At 61.9% G+C, this 21546-nt stretch carries 18 protein-coding genes and 1 riboswitch; of the genes, 7 read left to right on the top strand and 11 right to left on the bottom strand.

Annotated elements, in window-relative coordinates:
* The first annotated feature begins 201 nt into the window (after positions 1-201).
* From P3T25_RS23670 to P3T25_RS23660, 3 genes are read left to right on the top strand one after another with little or no spacing between them, the layout of a single operon-like run.
* Positions 202-984 carry an amino acid ABC transporter substrate-binding protein gene (locus tag P3T25_RS23670; RefSeq protein WP_054040529.1) on the top strand — a complete coding sequence of 261 codons (783 nt, stop codon included), beginning with the start codon at positions 202-204 and terminating at the stop codon, positions 982-984.
* A 22-nt stretch (positions 985-1006) separates the two neighbouring features.
* A complete protein-coding gene (locus P3T25_RS23665) occupies positions 1007-1684 on the top strand; it encodes an amino acid ABC transporter permease (RefSeq protein WP_154559079.1) in 678 nt (225 codons plus the stop codon).
* Complete coding sequence (locus P3T25_RS23660) at positions 1684-2457, top strand: amino acid ABC transporter ATP-binding protein (RefSeq protein ID WP_154559080.1); 774 nt, start codon at positions 1684-1686, stop codon at positions 2455-2457. Before P3T25_RS23665 ends, P3T25_RS23660 begins: the two co-directional genes overlap by 1 nt.
* 404 nt (positions 2458-2861) lie before the next feature.
* On the opposite strand, the gene leuA is transcribed toward P3T25_RS23660, so the two are convergent.
* Together leuA and P3T25_RS23650 are read right to left on the bottom strand one after the other, a co-directional pair.
* A complete protein-coding gene (gene leuA, locus P3T25_RS23655; protein WP_429359060.1) occupies positions 2862-4580 on the bottom strand; it encodes a 2-isopropylmalate synthase in 1719 nt (572 codons plus the stop codon).
* Between the two features lie 323 nt (positions 4581-4903).
* Positions 4904-5782 (bottom strand): class I SAM-dependent methyltransferase, encoded by an 879-nt coding sequence (locus P3T25_RS23650; protein WP_429359059.1) that lies wholly within the window; start codon positions 5780-5782, stop codon positions 4904-4906.
* Positions 5783-6047: 265 nt separating this feature from the next.
* On the opposite strand from P3T25_RS23650, the gene P3T25_RS23645 reads away from it, so the two are divergent.
* The gene (locus P3T25_RS23645) at positions 6048-6377 is read left to right on the top strand and encodes a hypothetical protein (RefSeq protein WP_154559083.1); all 330 of its coding nucleotides are present in this window, start codon (positions 6048-6050) and stop codon (positions 6375-6377) included.
* A 174-nt stretch (positions 6378-6551) separates the two neighbouring features.
* Here P3T25_RS23645 and P3T25_RS23640 read toward each other — a convergent pair whose 3' ends face one another.
* Positions 6552-7322, bottom strand: coding sequence for a cadmium resistance transporter (locus P3T25_RS23640; RefSeq protein ID WP_429359058.1), 771 nt, complete (start codon positions 7320-7322; stop codon positions 6552-6554).
* Positions 7323-7483: 161 nt separating this feature from the next.
* Between P3T25_RS23640 and P3T25_RS23635 the strand changes: the two genes are divergently transcribed.
* Positions 7484-8068, top strand: coding sequence for a hypothetical protein (locus P3T25_RS23635; protein WP_154559084.1), 585 nt, complete (start codon positions 7484-7486; stop codon positions 8066-8068).
* Between the two features lie 92 nt (positions 8069-8160).
* On the opposite strand, the gene P3T25_RS23630 is transcribed toward P3T25_RS23635, so the two are convergent.
* From P3T25_RS23630 to P3T25_RS23620, 3 genes are all read right to left on the bottom strand, one after another.
* Positions 8161-10032: a glycosyl transferase family 1 gene (locus P3T25_RS23630; RefSeq protein WP_429359057.1), complete on the bottom strand. Its 1872-nt coding sequence runs from the start codon at positions 10030-10032 to the stop codon at positions 8161-8163.
* 261 nt (positions 10033-10293) lie between these two features.
* Complete coding sequence (locus P3T25_RS23625) at positions 10294-11565, bottom strand: DUF3443 family protein (protein WP_429359056.1); 1272 nt, start codon at positions 11563-11565, stop codon at positions 10294-10296.
* Between the two features lie 60 nt (positions 11566-11625).
* On the bottom strand, positions 11626-12090 hold the full coding sequence (locus P3T25_RS23620) for a DUF2844 domain-containing protein (RefSeq protein ID WP_154559087.1): 465 nt from the start codon (positions 12088-12090) through the stop codon (positions 11626-11628).
* A gap of 458 nt (positions 12091-12548) precedes the next feature.
* On the opposite strand from P3T25_RS23620, the gene bamC reads away from it, so the two are divergent.
* Positions 12549-13769 carry an outer membrane protein assembly factor BamC gene (gene bamC, locus P3T25_RS23615; protein WP_266259617.1) on the top strand — a complete coding sequence of 407 codons (1221 nt, stop codon included), beginning with the start codon at positions 12549-12551 and terminating at the stop codon, positions 13767-13769.
* Positions 13770-13956: 187 nt separating this feature from the next.
* Positions 13957-14112, top strand: a complete 156-nt coding sequence (locus P3T25_RS23610; protein WP_167378496.1) for a hypothetical protein — start codon at positions 13957-13959, stop codon at positions 14110-14112.
* Between the two features lie 582 nt (positions 14113-14694).
* Here P3T25_RS23610 and P3T25_RS23605 read toward each other — a convergent pair.
* From P3T25_RS23605 to thiC, 5 genes are all read right to left on the bottom strand, one after another.
* The gene (locus tag P3T25_RS23605; protein ID WP_171927840.1) at positions 14695-15621 is read right to left on the bottom strand and encodes a DMT family transporter; all 927 of its coding nucleotides are present in this window, start codon (positions 15619-15621) and stop codon (positions 14695-14697) included.
* Between the two features lie 355 nt (positions 15622-15976).
* On the bottom strand, positions 15977-17575 hold the full coding sequence (locus tag P3T25_RS23600) for an L-lactate permease (RefSeq protein ID WP_171927839.1): 1599 nt from the start codon (positions 17573-17575) through the stop codon (positions 15977-15979).
* 400 nt (positions 17576-17975) lie between these two features.
* Positions 17976-18506, bottom strand: a complete 531-nt coding sequence (locus tag P3T25_RS23595; RefSeq protein ID WP_429359055.1) for a hypothetical protein — start codon at positions 18504-18506, stop codon at positions 17976-17978.
* 264 nt (positions 18507-18770) lie between these two features.
* Positions 18771-18983, bottom strand: a complete 213-nt coding sequence (locus P3T25_RS23590) for a glycine zipper 2TM domain-containing protein (RefSeq protein ID WP_097389842.1) — start codon at positions 18981-18983, stop codon at positions 18771-18773.
* A gap of 280 nt (positions 18984-19263) precedes the next feature.
* Positions 19264-21195, bottom strand: a complete 1932-nt coding sequence (gene thiC / locus P3T25_RS23585) for a phosphomethylpyrimidine synthase ThiC (protein ID WP_171927838.1) — start codon at positions 21193-21195, stop codon at positions 19264-19266.
* Positions 21196-21286: 91 nt separating this feature from the next.
* Positions 21287-21405: riboswitch (TPP riboswitch) on the bottom strand.
* Positions 21406-21546: the final 141 nt, after the last annotated feature.

Raw genomic sequence — 21546 nt, 5'->3', positions numbered from 1 at the left:
TGCTGTAAAGTCGAATTCGACGTTGTATGAGCCACCTTGGCTGTCCGCTTAGCACGCAAGCGCATATTGATCGGAAACCTGATCCTTTGTAAGAACGCAAACCGTTTGCTACAGTCCGCCCACTCTGCCGGGTCTGACCGCCGACGGAATGCCGCACACAAAACCATGCAACTGACGTAGCAAACTTTACGGAGCCACCAGATGAAGTCGATTCGTTCCATTCTGCTGATCGCGCTGCTGCAAGCGGTGACCCTGAGCCCGGCCTTCGCTGCTGACGAGCTCGCGCAGATCAAGTCCGCGGGCGTGTTCAAGATCGGCACCGAAGGCACCTACGCACCGTTCACGTACCACGATGAATCCGGCAAGCTGACCGGCTTCGACGTCGAGATCGGCACCGAGATTGCAAAGCGCCTGGGCGTCAAGCCGCAATTCGTCGAAGGGAAATGGGACGGCCTGATCGCCGGTCTCGATGTGAACCGCTACGACTCGGTGATCAACGAAGTTGCTGTCACCGACGCACGCAAAGCGAAATACGATTTCTCGGACCCGTACATCACCTCGCACGCGGCGCTGATCGTGCGTTCGGACAACACTACGATCAAGACGTTTGACGACCTGAAGGGCAAGAAGTCGGCGAATACGCTGACCAGCAACTTCGGTAAGATCGCGGCTGCACACGGCGCCGAGGTGATTCCCGTGCAGGGCTTCAACGAATCGGTCGACCTGCTGACCTCGGGCCGCGTCGATGCGACCGTCAACGATTCGCTGTCGTTCCTCGACTTCAAGAAGCACAAGCCGGATGCGAAGGTGAAGATCGCCGCGCTCGATACGTCGGCTGATAGCAGCGACAAGTCCGCGGTGCTGATCCGCAAGGGCAGCCCGGAATTGCAGGCGGCCATCAACAAGGCGCTCGCCGACATCAAGAAAGACGGCACTTACGCGAAGATTTCGCAGAAGTACTTCGGCAAAGACGTCTCCCAATAAGCGTCATCTGCGAGTCTGAATCATGCCGGCATGGTTGCATCTGATGGCGCAGTCGCTGTGGCCCCTGCTGTATGCGGGGCTCGTCTTTACCGTGCCGCTCACGCTCGCGTCGTTCGCGATCGGAATCGTGCTCGCGTTTATCGTCGCGCTGGTCCGGCTATTCGGGCCGCGGTGGGCGATCGCGTGCGTACGTTTCTACGTATGGCTGTTTCGCGGCTCGCCGTTACTGGTGCAACTGTTCGTGATTTTCTACGGACTACCGAACGTGGGCATCGTGCTCGATCCGTTGACGGCGGCGATCATCGGTTTTTCGCTGAATGTCGGCGCGTATAACTCGGAAGTGATACGCGGTGTGATCGAGTCGATCCCGAAGGGCCAGTGGGAGGCGGCGTACTCGATGGGTATGACGCGTGAACAGGCGCTGCGTCGCGCGATCTTGCCGCAGGCGGCGCGCGTCGCGCTGCCGCCGCTGTCGAACTCGTTCATTGCGTTGGTGAAGGACACATCGCTTGCCGCGGTGCTGACGGTACCTGAGGTATTTCAGGCGGCGCAGCGAATCGCGTCCGTGACCTATGAACCGTTGATTCTCTACACGGAGGCGGCGCTGGTTTATCTGGTGTTCAGTTCGGTATTGTCGTCGGCGCAAGTCCGGCTCGAGCGCAAGTTCGGCCGTCACGCACTTTTCCATGCGGGCAACTGATGATTCGACTGGAAAAAATCGACAAGTACTTCGGCGAGAATCGGGTGTTGAACTCGGTGGATCTGCAACTCGCCTCGGGCAACGTCACCGCGCTGATTGGCCCATCCGGCAGCGGCAAGAGTACGCTGCTTCGCTGCGTGAACCTGCTGGAAATCCCGGAAGCTGGATCACTTCAAGTTGGCGACCAGCGCCTCGAATTCAGCCGCGACCACAAGCCGCCGCGTGAGGAGGTGCTGACGATCCGCCGCCGCACCGGCATGGTATTCCAGAACTTCCAGTTGTTTCCGCACTTGACGGTACGACAGAACGTCATGGAGGGCCTGCTGACCGTCCTGAAGTGGGACAAGGAAAAAGCGCGCGTACGTGCGGACGAATTGCTGGAGAAAGTCGGCATCGCACAAAAAGCGGACGCATGGCCCTCGACACTGTCCGGCGGCCAGCAGCAACGCGTGGCAATAGCGCGGGCGCTAGCCCCGTCGCCGGAGGTATTGTTGTGCGACGAACCCACCTCGGCCCTCGATCCCGGACTGGCCGCGGAGGTAGTAGACGTACTCAAGCAACTCGCGACAGAAGGCATGACGATGTTGATGGCAACTCACGATTTGCGTCTAGCCGCGACGATCGCGCGAGACGTGGTATTTCTGAACAACGGCGTAGTGATCGAGGCGGGCCCATCACGGGACATTTTCATGAATCCGAGCCAACCGGAAACAGAGCGCTTCGTATCGACGCTGACGCACAGCTTGCCGGACGCATGGACAGAGCGGGGCTGACCGGAGAGAGGGAAGGGCGGGAACAAAAACCCGTGCATCGATCTCCAGCGGCGTAGCAAAAAAGAGGGGCGCCAAAGCGCCCCTCAATAAAAATGTACAACAGTCCCAAACCTTGATCACTGGTTTTCTAGCAGACTCTTCCGACGAGCACACAGTGCGAGTCGGGAAGTATGACTCCCTTGTCACTAGCGTATGCAGGGGCACAAACACAGATTCCAGATGCACCACTACCCGTTGCAAACCACGGTGCCCACTTAGTCAGTAGCGGTTTGAGCCGCTTTCTTTTGCCTACTTTTCTTTGCGGCATGCAAAGAAAAGTAGGTGCCGCCCCGCACAGGGGCAACGCTAATAGACCACTAACAATTCAAGGAAAGGCACCAAAGGCCAGACCAGGGAAAAAAACCTCAAACCGCCACACGCTCCGCGTCATTAGCGAGCGCGACCTCAAAAAACCGCTCCTGCGCAGCGGAACTAGCGCGTTCATAGGCCCGATTAACCCCACTAATAACAGCCCGAATAGAAGCAGTCACCAGATTGGCATCAATCCCAACCCCAAACGCGCTCCCAGCCACATCAGCCCCAGCCATTTCAGCGACAGCAACAGCCCGCGCATCAGCGCCTTGAGTCAGAGCCCGCTCCTCATAGTGCTGAATCCGCACCGGCACCCCAATAGCATGCATCAACGCATCAAGCGGCCCATTCCCTTCACCGCTCAACACGCGCCGCGAGCCATTAATATCGACAGTGAGCTTGATATGCTCCCGATCGCCACGCTCCGACAGACTATGCCCAACATAATGAATCGGCTCAGCACTATGCACATACTCCTGCTGGAACAATTCCCAGATCTGCGAGGGCGTCACTTCCTGCCCGCTATCATCCGTATAGCGCTGCACGGCCGAGCTGAAATCAACCTGCAAGCGCCGCGGCAACACAACCCCATAACCCTGCTCGAGCAAATAAGCGATTCCACCCTTGCCTGACTGGCTATTCACCCGAATCACCGAGTCATAGGTGCGCCCAAGATCGCTAGGATCGATCGGCATATAAGGCACTTCCCAGACCGCGTCCGGTTTCTGCACGGCAAAACCCTTCTTGATCGCATCCTGATGGGAGCCGGAGAACGCGGTGAACACCAGATCGCCGACATACGGATGGCGCGGATGCACCGGCAACTGCGTGCATTCCTCAGCAGTCCGCGCGACTTCATTGATATTCGAAAAATCGAGCTCAGGATCGACACCCTGCGTGTACAGATTCAACGCGAGCGTCACGAGATCGACATTGCCGGTACGTTCGCCATTGCCGAACAAACACCCTTCGACACGATCCGCTCCCGCCATCACCGCCAGTTCCGCGGCAGCCACGGCCGTGCCCCGATCGTTATGCGGATGCACGGAAACGATCAACGAATCGCGACGCGCGAGATTGCGATGCATCCATTCGATCTGGTCCGCGTAGACGTTCGGCGTAGCCATTTCGACGGTAGCGGGCAGGTTGACGATCGCCTTATGCTCGGGCGTCGGTTGCCAGATATCGAACACCGCATCGCATACTTCCTTGGCGAATTCGAGTTCGGTGCCACTGAACACTTCCGGGCTGTATTGCAGCGTGAAGTGCGTTTCCGGCGTGGCGTCGGCGAGACGCTTCATTGTGCGCGCGGCGTTTTGCGCGAGTTCTTTCACGCCGCTCTTTTCGAGGCCGAACACGATGCGGCGGAATTCCGGCGCGGTGGCGTTGTACAGGTGGACGATAGCGCGCGGCGCGCCACGCAAGGATTCGAAAGTGCGTTCGATCAGGTCGTCGCGAGCTTGCGTCAACACTTCGATGGTGACGTCGTCGGGGATATGGCCGCCTTCGATCAACTCACGCACGAAATTGAAGTCGGTCTGCGAGGCAGACGGGAATGCGACTTCAATTTCCTTGAAGCCGATCTGCACCAGCGTCTTGAACATGCGCATCTTGCGTTGCGCGTTCATCGGCTCGAACAGCGCCTGGTTGCCGTCGCGCAGATCGGTACTCATCCAGATCGGCGCACGCGTGATGACGCGCGACGGCCACTGTCGGTCGGTCAAATTGATGGGCTTGAACGAGTGGTACTTGGTAGCAGGGTTCTTCAACATTTTCATCATCCTTGGGATCGATCAACCTGGGTTGTCGACCGGACGACGAAAAGACAAAGCATGGCCGCCGGTCGGAAACCGGGGCTGGGTCAGTTACTGGGGAATTGAGCGGTGCTTCGGGTGTATCAGATGGAAGCGCGCAGCAGCAGACCTAGCCCGGTAGAGCGGGCTAGTAGTAGCGATAGGATGGTCTGGGCGCGGTACATGGTGCGCAATAGGAACATATTATTGGGATCTCGTCAAGCGCAGTGCGGTGAGGCGCACGCCGGCCGGAAGCGCCTATCCCGACCGGCGCGCGCTGAAAGCCAGGCCGGTCATGCGTGTCACCTGGGTTTCACGAAGCGCAAGGTCATGCGATCCGATTCGCCGATCGCGGCGTACTTCGCCCGGTCGACGTCGTGGCCTTCATACGTGGGCGGCAGCGACCACACACCGTGTGGGTAGTTTTTCGTGTCGCGCGGGTTGCTGTTCACCTCGCTTTGGGCCGCCAATTCGAAACCTGCCGCTCGCGCATGTTCGATGACATAGGCTTCGGTGACATAGCCGCTGTCGATGGTCTGTTGCAGTGAAGTGCCCGGCGCCGCGCGATGTTCCTCGACCCCGAGGATGCCGCCCGGCTTGAGTGCCGTGTAAAAGGCGCGCAGATTGGCGTCGATCTGGCCGTCCTTGATCCAGTTGTGGATATTGCGGAAGGTCAGCACCTGGTCAACGCTGCCGTCGGCCGGAAAGCCGCTGAATTGACCTGCTCGCAGCGTACCGACCACGACATTGCCGTAAATAGCCGGTGTGGCCGACAGCTTGCGCGCGAATGACGCCCGGCCAGCCTGCTCTTCTGCCAACGACGCAGCGTCCGGGCTGTCGTATTGCGCCTCGTACAGCTTGCCGTGGTCGTGCAGATAGGGCGCGAGTATCTCCGTGTACCAGCCGCCGCCGGGCGCGATCTCCAGGACGGTGTGCGACGACGCCACGCCGAAGAACTGCAGCGTTTCCTTCGGATGACGGTAGACGTCGCGTGCGCGATTCTTGTCGCTACGCTGCGGCCCCGAAATGGCGGCATCGAGCGAGGCGGAATCAGTCGCGGAGAAAGAGGTCGATGCCGTCGGAGCAGCGCAGGCGGCCATGAGCAGCGCCGCGCTCAGTGCCACGAGCGCGGAACGCAGCGCGCGGGCTTGGGGAGTGGGGTGGGTGTTCATGGCAGCCATTATCGGGCGCGATCCGCCTGAAAAGAAATCGCCAATCGGCATAACGATATGCGCTTGCGGTATTTGCTGTGATCCCGTGTCCCCATGGCTTCGGTCAGCGCACGGGGCGCGCCAGTTCGGCATTTTGCGGTGGGCGGGCAGATTTTGCCGAATCCGAAAGACGAGGTAGCGCGTATAAATGATGTGATCAGCGTCTGGGGCGCCTGGACTGGAATCGCGGACATGATCGCCTTTCATTTCACTTTGCACTTTGCCGGAGGTCGGTATGAAACGAACATCGGGGACGTCGAGGGTAGCGGGGGTTCTGCTGTGCGCGGTCGCTTGCGGCGTCGCCGCGCAGGCTGGCGCACAGGGCCTGAGCGTTCAGGACGACATCAACGCGCCGCAAAACAGTACGCGCGTGATGCCGAACGCGGCGCGCGGCAGCGAATATCCGACGCACGGCAACCAGCAGGCGGGCGAGTTGAATCTGAATCCGACCGATCCGCGCGCGCAACTGGTCAATGGGTTGCCGAACAACACCCAGTCAGGTGGCTACGGTTCGCCGCTCGCCGGCGTGCGCACCTACGTGCAGCCGCAAATGCCGTCGAACTGAGCGTTCGCGCGGGCGACAGTCGGTCGTGCTGCATCGCGCGCTGGTAGCAGCGCATCCCGGCACGGACCGTAGTGTTTCTGTTTTGGACTCAGGCTCAGGCCCAGGCCCAGGCTTTCAGGCCGAGGCGTGGCCACCCCACCGCCCGGCGACTGGATCGCCGGCTGCAGGTCCGCCTCACATACCGAACACGATCCGCAAGGTATCGTTCTGCACGATCACCGAGACGCCAATTACCAGCAGGATCAGTGGCAGCAACGCGGTACCGTAGCGCCGGATCGGCGCGCCCAGCAACGGATGCGCCACCAGCCACACGGCGCCTGCGCACCAGAGACCGATCATGGCGACGAACACCAACGAGATGAACATGCCCTCACTATGCGAATGACTCGCGTACAAAGGCACGTAGACCGCGAGATTGTCTGAGCCGTTGGCGACCGCGACGCACGCGACTGTCCACCATGACGAGCCTGCGCCGGCCGTAGCCGGCGCGGCGGCTGGTGAACGCGTGCACGCCTTGGCCCGCGCCTCTTGCACCTGATCCGCGTTGCCTGGGCGCAAGCGCGCCCATGCTTTGCTCAGCCCCACGCCTATCGGCAAGATACCGACCAGACCGACATAGCCGGCAGGTAATCGCGTCAACAGGGCGGCGAGCAGAATCGAGCCTGCGATCAAGGTCAGCGAACCGGCAAACTGCCCGGCGATCACGCGCCGACGCTGGCCGCCCGTTTCCGCAAGGAAGGCGAGCAGCACGAAAAGGTTGTCGATATTGGTGGCGGCGTAAGCCGCGACGGCGATTAGGGCAAGGCTGAACATGGGGGAAAGCCGGTCAATGCGCAGTGGGAAAACGGATCCGCGCCCATGAAGCGGGTACGGATGAAGAGGCTGCGGCGCGCCGCAGGCATGGCGGCCGGTCAACACGATGCCGATACGAAGCGTCGCGGTCAAGCTGTCTCGTTGTCTTGTGCGATGTGTGGTTTGGCACGTCCTTGCGCGGTGCCGCGTCACTGTCTGTGTGCTTATCCCTGTGCCGTCCCCGTGGGCGGCGGCGGTGCCGATCCCCCAGCCCGTAAGCTACAATTGCCGACGGCTTGCAAAACGGAACATCAATGAAGATTCGGATTCTCTCTATCGCCTGCGTCACGACCGCTGCCGCGCTGCTGGCGGCCTGCACGGCCGTCTACAAGAACTCGGATGCATGCGAGCAGTTGATGCGAAGCAAGCTGGCTGAAACATCGTCGCCGGATACGCTGAAGATCGCTCATACGGGCGCCGGTATCGACGGCTCGCGGGTGGTCGTCGAAGGATCGATCGAGCATGTGATGACGGCTTCGGAGGTTGCGGCCGCCTCGGCGGCCTCAGCGGCTTCCGCCGCGAAACTGGCGAACGCGCCTCATCCGACTTCGGGCGTGCGCGCGGCGTCCGTGCCGCAGGGGGCTTCCTCGGCTTCGGCCGCTGCGGCTGCCTCCGGCGTGATGGCTGGAGCGGCTTCAGGTGCAATGGCCGCTTCGGCGAGCCTCGCTGCCTCGGGGGGCGACGCAGCTTCGCTCAAATCGACCAAGCCGAAGAAGATCAATACGGCCGCGGCCGCCGAGTGCACATTCCACGGCTCCGCGCTGAGCGTATTTAGCTGGTTGGCGCCGGCAAAGCTCGCCACGCCGGCCCCTGCTGCTGCGAGCGAAGTCGCCGAGTAAAGCCTTGCTCGAAACGGGCGCAGGCAGTTTTGGCCAGCGCCCGCTTGACCGCAAACCGCAAACCGCAAACCGCAAACCGCGAATCTTAACCCTCAAGCCGCCCCATTCGCGAGGCGGCTTTTGTCCTCGCGCATCAGTTTCAGCACGCTTTCGCCGAAGGCCTGCGGCCGCCCCTCGAAGCAGCGCTGCACCGCCTGCGTATCGATCAGGCGTTGGCGCAGCGCCGCGCGCTCGTCGTGCTGGTCGATCATGCGCACGGCCGCAGTGACATACGTCTCGACGCTGTCCGTGGTGGTCCACGAGGGCATGCCCACGCGCTCGAACAGCGCGCCGTCGATCCGCTCGAACACTTCCGGCCCGCGTTTGCATACACCTGGCAAGCCGAGCGTCAATGCATCGACGATACCGTTGGTGTTGCCGAACGGAAACGGACTGAGGAACAGGTCGGCCTGGTTGACGCGCGCCAGATACGCGGCGTAGTCGTGAAAGTCGTGCACGATGGCGCCCGGCACCGCGCGCGCGATGACGTCGCGCAGACGGTCGAACGGCAGACCCGACGGCACACCGGTCATGAAGTGAAACTCAACGGGCGTCGCAGCACGCGCGCCGATCTCGCGGCACGCGTCGAGAAAGCCGGGATTGAGTTTCATCGCGCTGGCGGTGATGACGATCTGCAGCGCCTCGCGCTGTGACGGAATCTGCGCGACGATGTCCGGCAACGCGACGGACGGGCGGTACGGTTGACCGTCTTTCGGCAACTTCATCAGGCGTTCGCTGAAGCAGGCCGGGTCGCCGACATAATCTTCCTCGACGCTGATGTAGTCGATCTTGTCTGAATGCGTGGTAGCGGGATGGCCGAGCGCCGCGATTTGCAACGGCGCGATGCGTAGGTTGGACATGAACACCGTTAGCACGAACATGCCGACGCTCGGCATGTACAACACGTCCGGCTGCTCGGCCTCGGCGAAGTCGCGAATCGTCTTCAGGCACTCGCCGATGTAGTCGGGCTGTTCCAGTTCGATGAAGCGGTCGAAGACGTCCTGCCCCACGTCGTCGAGCGCGTAGCCGAAGCCGAAGCCCACCACCTCGAAATGTTCGCGTGCGGCTTCCAGCGTACGCGAGTGCGTGCGGTAGATCGAATGGGCGCCGCTGAACCATTCCAGCACCACCACCATCAGCGGCTTCTTGCCGCGCTGCGTTTTGCCTCTGGCACGCTTGGGTTTCGATGCGGACAAGTCAGTCAGGCCGAGTTGTTCCAGCTTGCGACGCACCAGCACGTTGATGTCCTGCTTGATCGCGTGCCGCCGCGGCGTATCGGCATAGCTGCAGAACATATAGGCGTTGTGCAGCACGGCCGATGGCAGATCGTCGAGATCGTCGATGAGCTGCAGCTTGCCGGGCAGCCACTCCAGCAGCGCCTCGCGTTTGAGATGCGCGCTTGGCGAGCCCTTGAAGACCGGTGCCAGCAAAGCGAGGGCGAGACAGGCCGCGATGGTTTTGTCGTACGCCCAGAGCGCGGCGAAGTCGAGTTCCAGTTCGGACTCGGTCGAATAGAGCACGCATAGCTTCTCGATGAAGCTGTCTCCCGGCAGAAACTGTGCGTCCGCCGCGCCGCGAGGATTCAGATGACGGATGACGTGGTCCGCATTGCCAAACGCCGTGGCCGAGAACAGCGTGCCGATCCATTCATGCAGCGTGAAAAACAATCTGAGGCACGCGGTGGGTGGCCGGAAATCCGGGTCGGCGAACAACATAGACGCCGCGCTTGTCAGACGCGTGCAGAAACGCTGGCGTTGCTCATTGGGAGACAGGTCGATCATGCCCGAGGCTTTGAAGCTCGCGTTCAACTCGCCGCGCGTTTGTTGAAGGAGTGCGAGTGCCGCGATGAGCTGAAGCGAGGCTTGCGTATGCTGCCGCGTGTAGACGAGTTGCTCGAAATCGTCGAGCGAAAAGGTGACTTCCATCGTTTCACTATTATTAGATTATGCAGAGCTAACGATATCGAGATCACGCTAGCCGGAAACGACGATTATTGCAGTCAGGGCATATCAAATAAGCGGGGGATGAGAATTTGGGAATTTTCCGCGCGGAGAAATCCGAGCGGACTGTAGGATTTTTCTGTTTGAGGCGGGAGTTTGGCGCTCGATACGCCACGTATGCTCGGGCACTCAATCGAACCCGCCCAACGCGGCTGTCTGCGCAAGGCGGGCCCCGACATCGAGCACTCAGAACGCGTAATACGGACCTGGCCCGGCCGACGTCACGCTCGATGCAATCGCCGTGTAGACGCGTCGTCCGAAGAAGAAGGGCAGGCCCCAGCCGAAGCTGTTGCTGGCAATGCCGGCCAGGTTGTCGAAGGCGTTATTCGACGAGCCAAACAGTGCGCTCGAATTGCCGATCGAAAATGATACCGTACTCGACACGCCATCCGTGCCGGAGATCGAGGCGTTTGCTGTTTGCGTGGAACTCGGGCAGTACCAATAACCGCATCGGGGCAATTGGCTATTGTTGAAGAACAGGCCGTTCGAGCCACTGTCGAGGTAGCTCTGCCCATAAGTCTGGCCGGCGCTGGTAGTGCGCACATAGCCCGTCTGCGTGTTGGTCCTGAAGACGGTCGCACCGCCCAGTGTGTTATTCGCCTGAGTGCCGATGCCGAATATCAAGGAGCCTGACACGCTGGGCGCGCCCGCGTCGGCGATTGCCGGCAGGTCGATCACCACGCCGTTGTTGTCGAGGGCGAAGCGGCTGACTGGATTGGTCACCTGCAGGGCGAGCGCTTGCGTGCCCGCGAGGCAGGCGCCACTGGCGTCGCAGTTGTAATACCAGCGTGGCAGGGCCGAATTGACGCAGCCACTGCCGCAATCGGCCGAGAACAGGCCGACGCCGAGAATGCCGTTGGCGCGCAGGCTCGCGACGGTCAGCATCGCGGGTCCGGAGCCGGCACAGTCGGTGGGCACGTTGGGCAGGGTGGGGTCAGCGATCAACTGGATCGGAATCGAGGCGGCCAGTTGGCCGGCCATGTGTACGTCCGCGCTGCGGACCGCGCCCCACGCATAGCCGCCGCCGAATACCGCGCACTCGCCCGTGACGCCGCTGCCTGAGGCCACGGCAGCAAGCGGAAGGCCGGCCGGCAGCGCCGAGGCGAGAATCCGCAAGCCCTGCGAGCCAGTGTCGACCTGAATATTGTTGACAGTCGCGCAGTTGCTGGTGCCGGGCTGGCAGACGGTGACGCTAGTGGTCAGCATGTTGCGCGTCAGGCCAGGCGCAGCGCTAACGGTGATCGGCTGGACATTCGGCGTGCTCGACTGCGGCACGGAGTTCGTCACGCTGGCGCCAGCGGGTCCGGACGGCGCGCTCGCGGCGTTCGGGCTGCTGGCCGGGCTCGTCGAGCCCGCCTGGGTGGAAGCCGCCGGCGTACTGCTTCCACCGCCGCCACCGCAACCAGTGAGCACGGCGCAAGTCAGGAACAGGGCGCGGAGATGAGAAGAGGTCTTCATGGCGTGTTGACGGTAGTTTTTCTGGGCGGTTTATTGCTGGCCTGCCCGCGTCAGCGGAGGTCAGCGGAGGTCGTCGGAGGTGACGCCGGCGGGCAGCGCCGCCGGCAGCCACGCGCGTCCGACATAGCCGCGCATCGGACCACCCGATTCCACGATCACATCTGGCCTGACAACCCGCGAGGCGTGCAGATTGCCGTCTGGCGCCGACGCGGCAGCGCCCGCCCTGTAGGAGTCGGCGTACTTTCCCAGCAGCGCGCGCAGATCCGGCATGGTCGGGCCTTGCCATGTGTAAGCGATGATCTGACCGGTATTCGTCGCGTACTCATTGAGGGTCGTGTTGCCTGCGTCGGTCAGCGTGCGCAGGCGTAAGGCGCCGTTCAGCAGGGTTTGGGCCGCCGCGGCCGTCGAATTCGCCTGGCTGGGCATTGTGCCGCCCAATTCGGCATGCGCGTCGGCACTGGCACACAGCAGGGCGGCCACCATTGCCGGGACGGCGAAGGCTGGTAAGAAAGAGGCATTTGGCATGGCAACCTGTCCCGCAGTTGGGGCGCTCAAGTTTTATTGATATGTCCAATTCAAGATAACACTCAGGTTTCCTGATCGTTGTCATGAGGGGCTCGCGGCGCTTCAGCCAATCTCGAAAATAGCGTGTGGCGGGGATGGAAAGTGTCTTTTAAAACAATGATCTGACAAGAAGCTGGGTCATGCCATACAGGCGTTTGAGAAGTGTTGTGAACTGTTAAATTTGCCGCTGATGGGCATGATCGCCGCCGTGAGGCAGGGCGTTTTTCTGCGAAAGGAGGGGCGCGCTTCGCAGCGATTCATCGGTATGCCGACCCTTCGATGCAACCCGGGATTTGCCGTCCGCGCTCTGCTCAATTCACGGGCAAACCCGGGTTTTTGCACATGACTCGCCGGGATCGGTAAAATGTTGGGTTGATCCACGGAAACTTGCCGTGGCGTAGCGGAAGGATTCCCCGAACATGACTGATCTTCGTCTTACCAAGCGGTTTGCAGTAATGCTGATGGCAGGCGGTCTGGTCGCCGGCTGCGGCACCTCGTCGCCGACCAAAATCGACTACAAAAGCGACTCGAAATCGAAGCAAGTGTCACTTGCCGTACCGCCGAACATGATCGATGAGACGTCCGATCAGCGTTCGTTGCCCCCGCAAGGCGGCCAAACCTCGCTGTCCACGCTCCAGCAGGTCCAGGCGCAAGCACCGGCCGCCAACACCCTGACGGTGGTGCCGCAGGTGAACGGCATGCACATCCAGCGCGACGGCACGGAAAGCTGGCTTGTGATCGACAACAAGGCGCCCGACCAGGCCTGGGCGCCAATCCGCCGTTTCTGGCAGGAACAGGGCTTCCTGCTGGTGGTCGACCAGCGCGACAAGGGTGTGATGGAAACGGACTGGAACGAAACGCACGCTTCGATCAACGAGGGGCTGATCCGCGATACGTTGTCCAAGGCAATGGGCAACAGCTATGTGAGTTCTGAGCGCAACAAGTACCGCACGCGTCTCGAAACGGCGCCGAACGGCGGTACCTATGTGTTCATCAGCCAGAAGGGCATGCGCGAGGCGATCAGCGGCACGAACAACGAGTCGACCAAGTGGGAAGCCAAGCCGAACGATCCGGGCCTCGAACAGGAATATCTGAAGCGCTTGATGGCAGCGCTGGCGCTGGCCGATTCGCGCAACACGCAAAGCGCCGACCTCTCGCCGGCGGGGGCGCAAACTGCGCCGAACGCGGCTACGGCGGGTGCGAAATCGGCGGCTGCGGCCACGGCGGCGCGAAACGTGGCGTTGTCGGCGCAACAGCCCATGCCGGATGACGCGGCGAACACCACGGCGGCACAGTTCTCGTCCACCGAGCTGACGCTGAGCGAGCCGTATGACCGTGCATGGCTGCGCGTGGGCCTCGCGCTCGATCGCAGCAACTTCACGGTCGACGATCGCGATGCGAGCCGCGGTCTGTACTTCGTGCGCTACGTCGATCCGAAAGATCTGACATCGGCGGAGCAGGGCTTCTGGAGCCAGGTGTTCCACGGCAAGAAGGAAAAGGTCGCCAAGCAGTATCTCGTGAACGTGCGCGCGGTGACGCCTGACCAGACCCGCGTAGCGGTGGTCGACGACAAGGGGGCTATCGATCAGAGCTCGCAGGCCAAGCAGATCATGGGTCTGATGGTCGACCAGTTGCACTGAACGAAGGTGTAGCAAGCAGCGAACGCTGTCTGAAAACCCGCCCGGAAGGCAATTCCGGGCGGGTTTTTTTATGCCCGCAATTTATCGCCGACGCAGTAAGCCGTAGACCGCTATCGCGGTGTGCACGCGTTTTGCTTTCCGTCTGAAACACCGGTATGAACCGGCGACGCTTAACGGGGAGATGGCCATGTTCGACGTGATTCCTTACTGGATGTGGGCGGCGAGCTTGCTCGTCCTGGCGCTTGTCTGCGGCGCGGCCCTGGAGCGGCGCGAGACGCAGCGGCCAACGGGCTTGCGGGTCCGGCATACGGCCGCGCAACGCACGAAATGGCCGGTGCGGTGAGGGTCGACTCGCTTCAAACGCATGAAGCGAGTTCGCGCGGCCGCCCCTGTGCGGCCGCATGTAACGTGACGTTACCCCGGTGACGTAACTCGCGAAGCCCCTTCCGCAGACCCTGTCAATATTCCTTCTTCGCAAAATAATGTAATAAAAATCAATGATTTGCGAACAATTTCTTGTAAATCGCTATAACTGGCACGCAAGCTGCTTTTAAAGACTCATGGGGCCGGATTCGTAACATCCGACGTGAGTTTGCGGCGAGTGTCCAATCGGCGATTCCCAGACCCTTTCCGCACCGGCGAACGAACCGGTGCTTAGCCCGATGATGGCCTGCGCGCATGGCGCGCGGCCTCGGTGGCCCCGTCGCCTATCCTCGTAGGGCGACGGTTTCGCCCGCACTCCAACGGAGTGCGGGCTATTTTTTTGGGTGCCCGGAATGGGTCGCCAGGCCGCTGACGCGGCGAGCGGTGCAAGACGGGAAGGCCGCGACCTTGAAGGCGTCGCGCGAGGCGGTGTTCCTGTGTCCGCGCGGCCCTCGCGGGGGCGGGAAGCGGACTGCGCCGAACGTATCGTGCGAGGCGGCGTTCAGGTGTCGGCGCGGCGCGGCCCGACCCACGGCAGACGTTTGACCACGCCGGTGGCAAGTGCGGTGCCGACGAGAATCACGCCGCAGCCTTCCAGCATGCCCGGCGACACGGTTTCGCCGAGAAACAGGGCACCCCAAAGAATGCCGAAGATCGGAATCACGAAGGTCACCGTAATCGCGCGTGCCGGCCCGGCCACCGCGATCAGATGGAAGAACAGCATGTACGCGACGCCGGTACACGCGATGCCTAGCGCGATGACCGCGCCCCACGCGTGCAGCGAGATCGGCGCGGCAGGCCAGTAGATCACGGCGAGCGGCAGCAGCACGATGGTGGCGCCGGTCATCGTGCCGGTCGCGACGGTCAATGCGTCGACGCCGGTCAGGTGGCGCTTCGTGTAATTGGCGGCGATGCCGTAAAGCAGCGTGGCGCCGAGCGCGGCGGCGGCCGCGAGCGCGGTGCTCATCGGCGTGGCGGCCGAGCCGTTCGGTGCGGCGATCTGATCCCACACCAGCATCAGGACGCCGAGAAAGCCGATCACGAGACCGAGCGTGCGCAGCGCGCTCAGGCGGTCGCGCAGCCACAGGAAGCCGACGAGCGCGCCCCACAGCGGGGTGGTCGCATTGATCACGGACGTTACGCCCGCCGACAGCGTCAACTCGGCATACGCGAACAGGCAGAACGGCGCCGCCGAATTCAGGATACCGACCACCAGCAATGGAAATGCGCGCGTGCGCAGGATCTTCGCGGACTCGCGCAGCGGCCGCCGCGCAATCAGGACGACGGCCAGAAAGGCCGCGCCGATGCCGACGCGCAACGCCATCAGCGGCGCGACACCGAAGTCGGTCACGCCGACGCGGATAAACAGAAACGAGGCGCCCCACAGGGCGGCCAGGATTAGCAGTTGCAGCAGGTTTTTGGCATTCATTGTGTCGTGCGCCGCGCGCGGTTGAGTCGAGACGCCTGTGCATCGTAGCAGCGCGATTGCGCGAAACGTTTCAGGCTGGAATGAAACGGCAAGATTCGGGGGATGGAGGACGTCTGGTAGTCGTTATCGTATGCGCGGTCGAGCCGACCGCAAAACGAGCAATTCTCACGCTAATGTGAGAAAAATTGCGATGAGATCGGTGAGGTGAGTTATCAGGTGTAGGCCCGACGGGGTTGGCGCCTGTGAAGCGTGAATTATATTGCGGCAACGCACCAGTGATACTGGCCCATCACGCAAGCCGCCGCTTCAAGGAATTAGCAGGCGCGTGCCATTACGTCGATGGGCCAGGCGCGTCTCAGTGCGGGATCATCCCCTGCAGGAAGTTCTGCTGCAGCCAGACCAGCACGCCGAGGATCACCGTCAACAGAATCGAATGCTTGAAGGTCTTGGCGAACACGACGCCTTCCTTGCCTTTGAGGTCGGTTGTCGCCACGCCGGTTGAGATGTTTTGTGGCGAGATCATCTTGCCCATCACGCCGCCCGACGAATTGGTCGCGGCCATCAGGATCGGGTTCAGATTCAGTTGATGGGCCGCTACCACCTGCAGGTTGCCGAACAGCGCGTTGCCCGAGGTGTCGCTGCCGGACAGGAATACCGCGACCCAGCCGAGGAACGCCGACACCAGCGGAAAGAACGGTCCGACCGACGCGACGCCGAGCCCGAGCGTGTAGGTGAGCCCCGAGTAGTTCATCAGATAGGCGAGCGCGACGATGGTCGCCACCGTCAGAATGGCGATGCGCGTCTGGACCCACGTGTCGGCAATGGCCTTGCCGAATTCGCTCGCTCCCAGACCCGTCGCGAGCGTCGTGATGATGGCGGCCACCAGAATCGCCGTGCCGGTCGCGAGCGGCTGGAAGTCCCACACCGCGCCGTACGGCGTGTTGTACAGCGTGATGAACACGGCTTTGTCGAGGCCCGGCCACGGTAGCTTGACGTCGCCGATCAGGAAGATTTTGGCGATGGTCCAGACAATCACCACCGCCGAGACGATGATCCACGGATACCAGCCCTGGCCACCGCTGATCTTGCCGCGCACCTCGCCCACGCGATCGATGTTGATCGCGAACTTCGGATCGGCGGCGGGCTTCCAGACGCGCAGGAACGCGATGGTGAGAATCAGCGACACCATCGACGACAACACGTCGGTCAGGCTGTAGTTCACGTAGTTCGACGCGACGAACTGGGTCAGCGCGAAGCTCGCACCTGACACCAGCAGGACCGGCCACACCCGTAGCATGTTACGAAAGCCCGCATAGACGCCGATCACATAGAACGGCAGCAGGAAGGCGAAGAACGGCAACTGGCGGCCGACCATCTTGGCGAGCGAATCGGCCGGCAGGTGCGTGACCGCGCCGAGCACGGTGATCGGCACGCCGAGCGCGCCGAAGGCAACCGGCGCGGTGTTGAAGATCAGCGTGAAGGTGAGTGCTTCGAGGGTCGGAAAACCGAGCAGGATCAGCAGCGAACTGGTGATCGCGACCGGCGTGCCAAAGCCGGAAATGCCTTCTAGCAGCGCGCCGAACGAAAAGCCGATCACCACCAGCACGACGCGGCGGTCGTTCGGCAGGTTATCGATCATCCACATGCGGAAGGCGGCGAAGCGGCCCGAGCGCTGCGAGATGTTGTAGAGCAGGATCGCGGTGAACACGATCCACATCACCGGCCAGCAGGCGAACACCGCACCGTTGGCCACTGATGCGGCCGCGAGTCCGACCGGGAACTGCCAGACGAAAATCGCCACGATCAGCCCGACGATCAGGCCCGCGAGCGAGGCCTGCCAGGCCGGCCGGCGCGCCCAGCCGAGCAACAGCAACACGACGATGATCGGCAAGGCCGCGACCAGGAACGAGAGCGGTAGCGAATTGCCGACGGGTGTGAGTAGTTGGTGAAACATCACGTCTCCTTCTTTGTTGTTCGATTCGACGCGGGACTACGCACTACGGGGCGCGTCGTTCTGGCAGGACGGATGGGCGCCGGCGGCGCGTCGAAGACGTGCCGGGTCGCTTATTTAAACAGGTACTGCGTGTGGCTTTCCCAAGCATAGGGCCCGATTGGAGCGCGTCAAGAAGGGAAAGTACGGGCGAAGGAGAGAAAGGGGCGCCGCGTCTTGCTTGGCGGGATCGTCGCGGCGTGATGCGCGTGAGGCCCGTCTGGCGCGGCATGGCCCGTGCTGGCGGGTAGGCCGACTTTCGGGCAGCGGGGTTGCGCGAGTTGTGAGGCATGGGTCTGTCCCGCGCCTGACAGTCGCGGGCACGGGACTGTCAAAGCAGATCAGCAAGATCCGGCTGCGAGACTCAGTGCCAGTGACCGTGGCCACCCCAGCCACCATGGCCACCCCAGCCACCGTGGCCTCCCCAGCAGCAGCCGAAACCGACGCCGATCGAAACCGACGGGCCATACCAGCCCGGATAGCTGTAATAAGCCGGATAGGCCGGGTAGACCGGCGGCGGATAGTAGACGGGATAAGCGGGGGCAACGTACACGGGCGGCGGCTGAGCCACCGCGTAGGTGGCCGGCTGGGATTGCGAATTGGCTCGCGCCTGCTGCTCCGCTTGAGCTTGCGCCTGGGCCTGCTGCTGTTGCGAGGTGGCCGAATCTCCGGCCGTCCCGAGGGGGACTTCCTGCTGGACGCCATTGGCCGGAACGGTGCCGTAAGCGTAATACGGGTAGTAGCCTGGATAGTAGCCGTAAGGGTAATAACAGCCGGACAGCGTCAGCACACAGGCCACGCCGGCCAGCGCGATGCCAGTTTGGGAAAGACGGGGCAAGCCGCGCGGCAGCCGCTGGCTGATTGCGCAAAGAGAGTTGCTGACGGGGGACTTCATGACGTGCTCCTGGTTACACCGGACGCCGCCATCCGGGGCGTAGTGGCTTGAGCTTACGCCGCGGCAGCGCCAACAGGATTGCAAAACCGTAACGGCTTATTTCACGTCATTGCAAAGCATTTCGCGAAGCACCCGGCATGGCGCTGGTTGCGTACGCTGCGTGCCCGCACGCTCGTCGGTGCGGGCAAGTTCGTTGTTGGCAGTTGATACATTTGGTGTCCTGCGCGGGCTTCCCATGAAAGCGTCGCCAGTGCGTGCTTGCGCTTACTTGCCGACCTGATTACCGATGATGCCGCCTGCTGCCGCACCGCCAATCGTCGACAGTGCATTGCCGCCGATCAGCCCGCCTGCGGCACCGCCTACACCCGCGCCGATCACCGTATCGCGTTGCCGCGTGGTCATGTTGTCACACGCGGAAAGACTTGCGACAACCGCGACGATCGCAGCGAACGTACCGAGTTGACGAATCGATTTCATGATGCTGACTCCATTCATTGTGTTTGGAAAATGCTTCGTGGAAGTGGACAAATCTCCCCCGTCCTTACATTTGATCTTATCGCCGCAGCCCGTATCCGGATGTGTGAGGTTGTCAGCAAGGTGTCGGTTTCGTAATCAAATGTTTCCCTTCTATCAGCATGCGGCGTGCCTGCCCGCGCAAAAATGCAAAAGCCCGCCAGTGGCGGGCTTCGGTGCTGCAATACCGTGACGCAGAAGGTTCGAATGGCGGGCGCGCGCTAATGCGCCCGCGATCCGTACCTTACTGCCGCTGATAGATCTCAGCGCCTTTCTTCATGAACTCGATCGACTTCACTTCCATGCCTTTTTTCAGCGCGTCGTCGTCGGAGAGACCTTGTTGCGCGGCGAATTCGCGCACGTCCTGCGTGATCTTCATCGAGCAGAAGTGCGGGCCGCACATCGAACAGAAGTGCGCGACCTTGGCCGAATCCTTCGGCAGCGTTTCGTCGTGGAATTCGCGTGCCTTGTCCGGGTCGAGACCGAGATTGAACTGGTCTTCCCAACGGAATTCGAAACGCGCCTTCGACAATGCGTTGTCACGCACCTGAGCGCCCGGATGGCCCTTCGCCAGATCGGCGGCGTGCGCGGCGAGCTTGTACGTGATGATGCCGGTCTTGACGTCGTCCTTGTTCGGCAGCCCAAGGTGTTCCTTCGGCGTGACGTAGCAGAGCATCGCCGTGCCGAACCAGCCGATCATCGCAGCGCCAATGCCCGAGGTGATGTGGTCGTAGCCCGGAGCGATATCAGTGGTCAACGGTCCCAGCGTGTAGAACGGTGCTTCGTCACACCATTCCAGTTGCAGGTCCATGTTTTCCTTGATCAACTGCATCGGCACGTGGCCGGGGCCTTCGATCATCGTCTGCACGTCGTGCTTCCACGCGATCTGTGTGAGTTCGCCGAGCGTCTTCAACTCGCCGAGTTGCGCTTCGTCGTTGGCATCGTAGATCGAGCCGGGACGCAGGCCGTCGCCGAGCGAGAAGGCTACGTCATACGCCTTCATGATTTCGCAGATGTCTTCGAAGTGCTCGTACAGGAAGCTTTCCTTGTGGTGAGCGAGGCACCACTTCGCCATGATCGAGCCGCCGCGCGAGACGATACCGGTCATGCGTTTCGCCGTCAGCGGCACGTATTGCAGACGCACACCCGCGTGAATCGTGAAGTAGTCGACGCCTTGTTCGGCCTGTTCGATCAGCGTGTCGCGGAAGATTTCCCACGTCAGGTCTTCAGCCTTGCCGTTGACCTTCTCCAAAGCCTGATAGATCGGCACCGTGCCGATCGGCACCGGCGAATTGCGGATGATCCACTCGCGCGTTTCGTGAATGTGCTTGCCGGTCGAGAGATCCATCACCGTGTCGCCGCCCCAGCGGATCGCCCAGGTCATCTTGTCGACTTCTTCGCCGATGGAGGAGGTCACCGCCGAGTTGCCGATGTTCGCATTCACCTTCACGAGGAAGTTACGGCCGATGATCATCGGCTCGCTTTCCGGGTGGTTGATGTTGTTCGGGATGATCGCGCGGCCGCGGGCGACTTCTTCGCGCACGAATTCCGCGGTGATTTCTTTCAGTCCGTCGGGACCGAAGGCGCTCGCGCCGAACGCCTGGCCCGGATGCTGGCGGCCCATCATCGCGGCGAGCTTTTCGCCGTTCGGACCGCTCGTCTTCAGGGTCTCCAGATACGCGGCGCGTTGCTGGTTCTCGCGAATCGCGATGTATTCCATCTCCGGCGTGATGATGCCGCGACGCGCGTAGTGCATCTGCGAGACGTTCTTGCCGGCGATGGCGCGGCGCGGCGTGCGGTGCAGGCCTTGGAAACGCAGATCGGCGGTCGCGGTATCGGCGGCGCGTTCGCGGCTGAAGTCGCTCGACAGGCCCGTCAGCGCTTCGGTGTCGCCGCGCTCTTCGATCCAGGCTTGACGCAGCGCGGGCAGACCGGCGCGGATGTCGATTTTGGCTTCCGGATCGGAATAGGGGCCCGACGTATCGTAGACGAAGACCGGCGGATTTTTCTCGCCGCCGAAGCTATCCGGCGTATCCGCCTGGGAAATTTCGCGCATCGGCACGCGGATATCGGGGCGCGAGCCGGTCACGTAAACCTTGCGGGAATTCGGCAGCGGCGCGACAGCGGCGGCATCGACGTGGGCGTCGGCGGAAAGGAACTTCGGATTGGCGTTCATGCGTATCTCCTCTGCAAAGCAATGTAGGGCCGCTAAGCAGGAGACGAGACGGAAGTTGTCGGAATTCGCGAGGGATGAAACGGTAGACCAGGTGCGAAATCCGTACGCTTCCCTGCGCTGGCATTATCCAGATCAGGTTCAAAGGGTATTTCTCACCCACGCAACACGGACCTCCAACCTCCGCGCTACGCAGGACCCCCGCGTTAGCAGCGCACACGATACACCGCCCGGGCGTTGCTTGGCAACCCGTCTTGAAAAAGTCAGATGTCGGAGATAACGCCGGTCAGCCACGCACTATTCTTATTGTGATAGGGCTGCCGGGGATGATGCGGCGCAGCAGTTCTGCGTCGC

Source organism: Paraburkholderia sp. GAS32, from assembly GCF_050434225.1.
In the GTDB taxonomy this organism is placed as follows: domain Bacteria; phylum Pseudomonadota; class Gammaproteobacteria; order Burkholderiales; family Burkholderiaceae; genus Paraburkholderia; species Paraburkholderia madseniana.
Note: the sequence above shows the minus strand (reverse complement) of the source record. Positions and strands in the feature narration are given on the sequence as shown.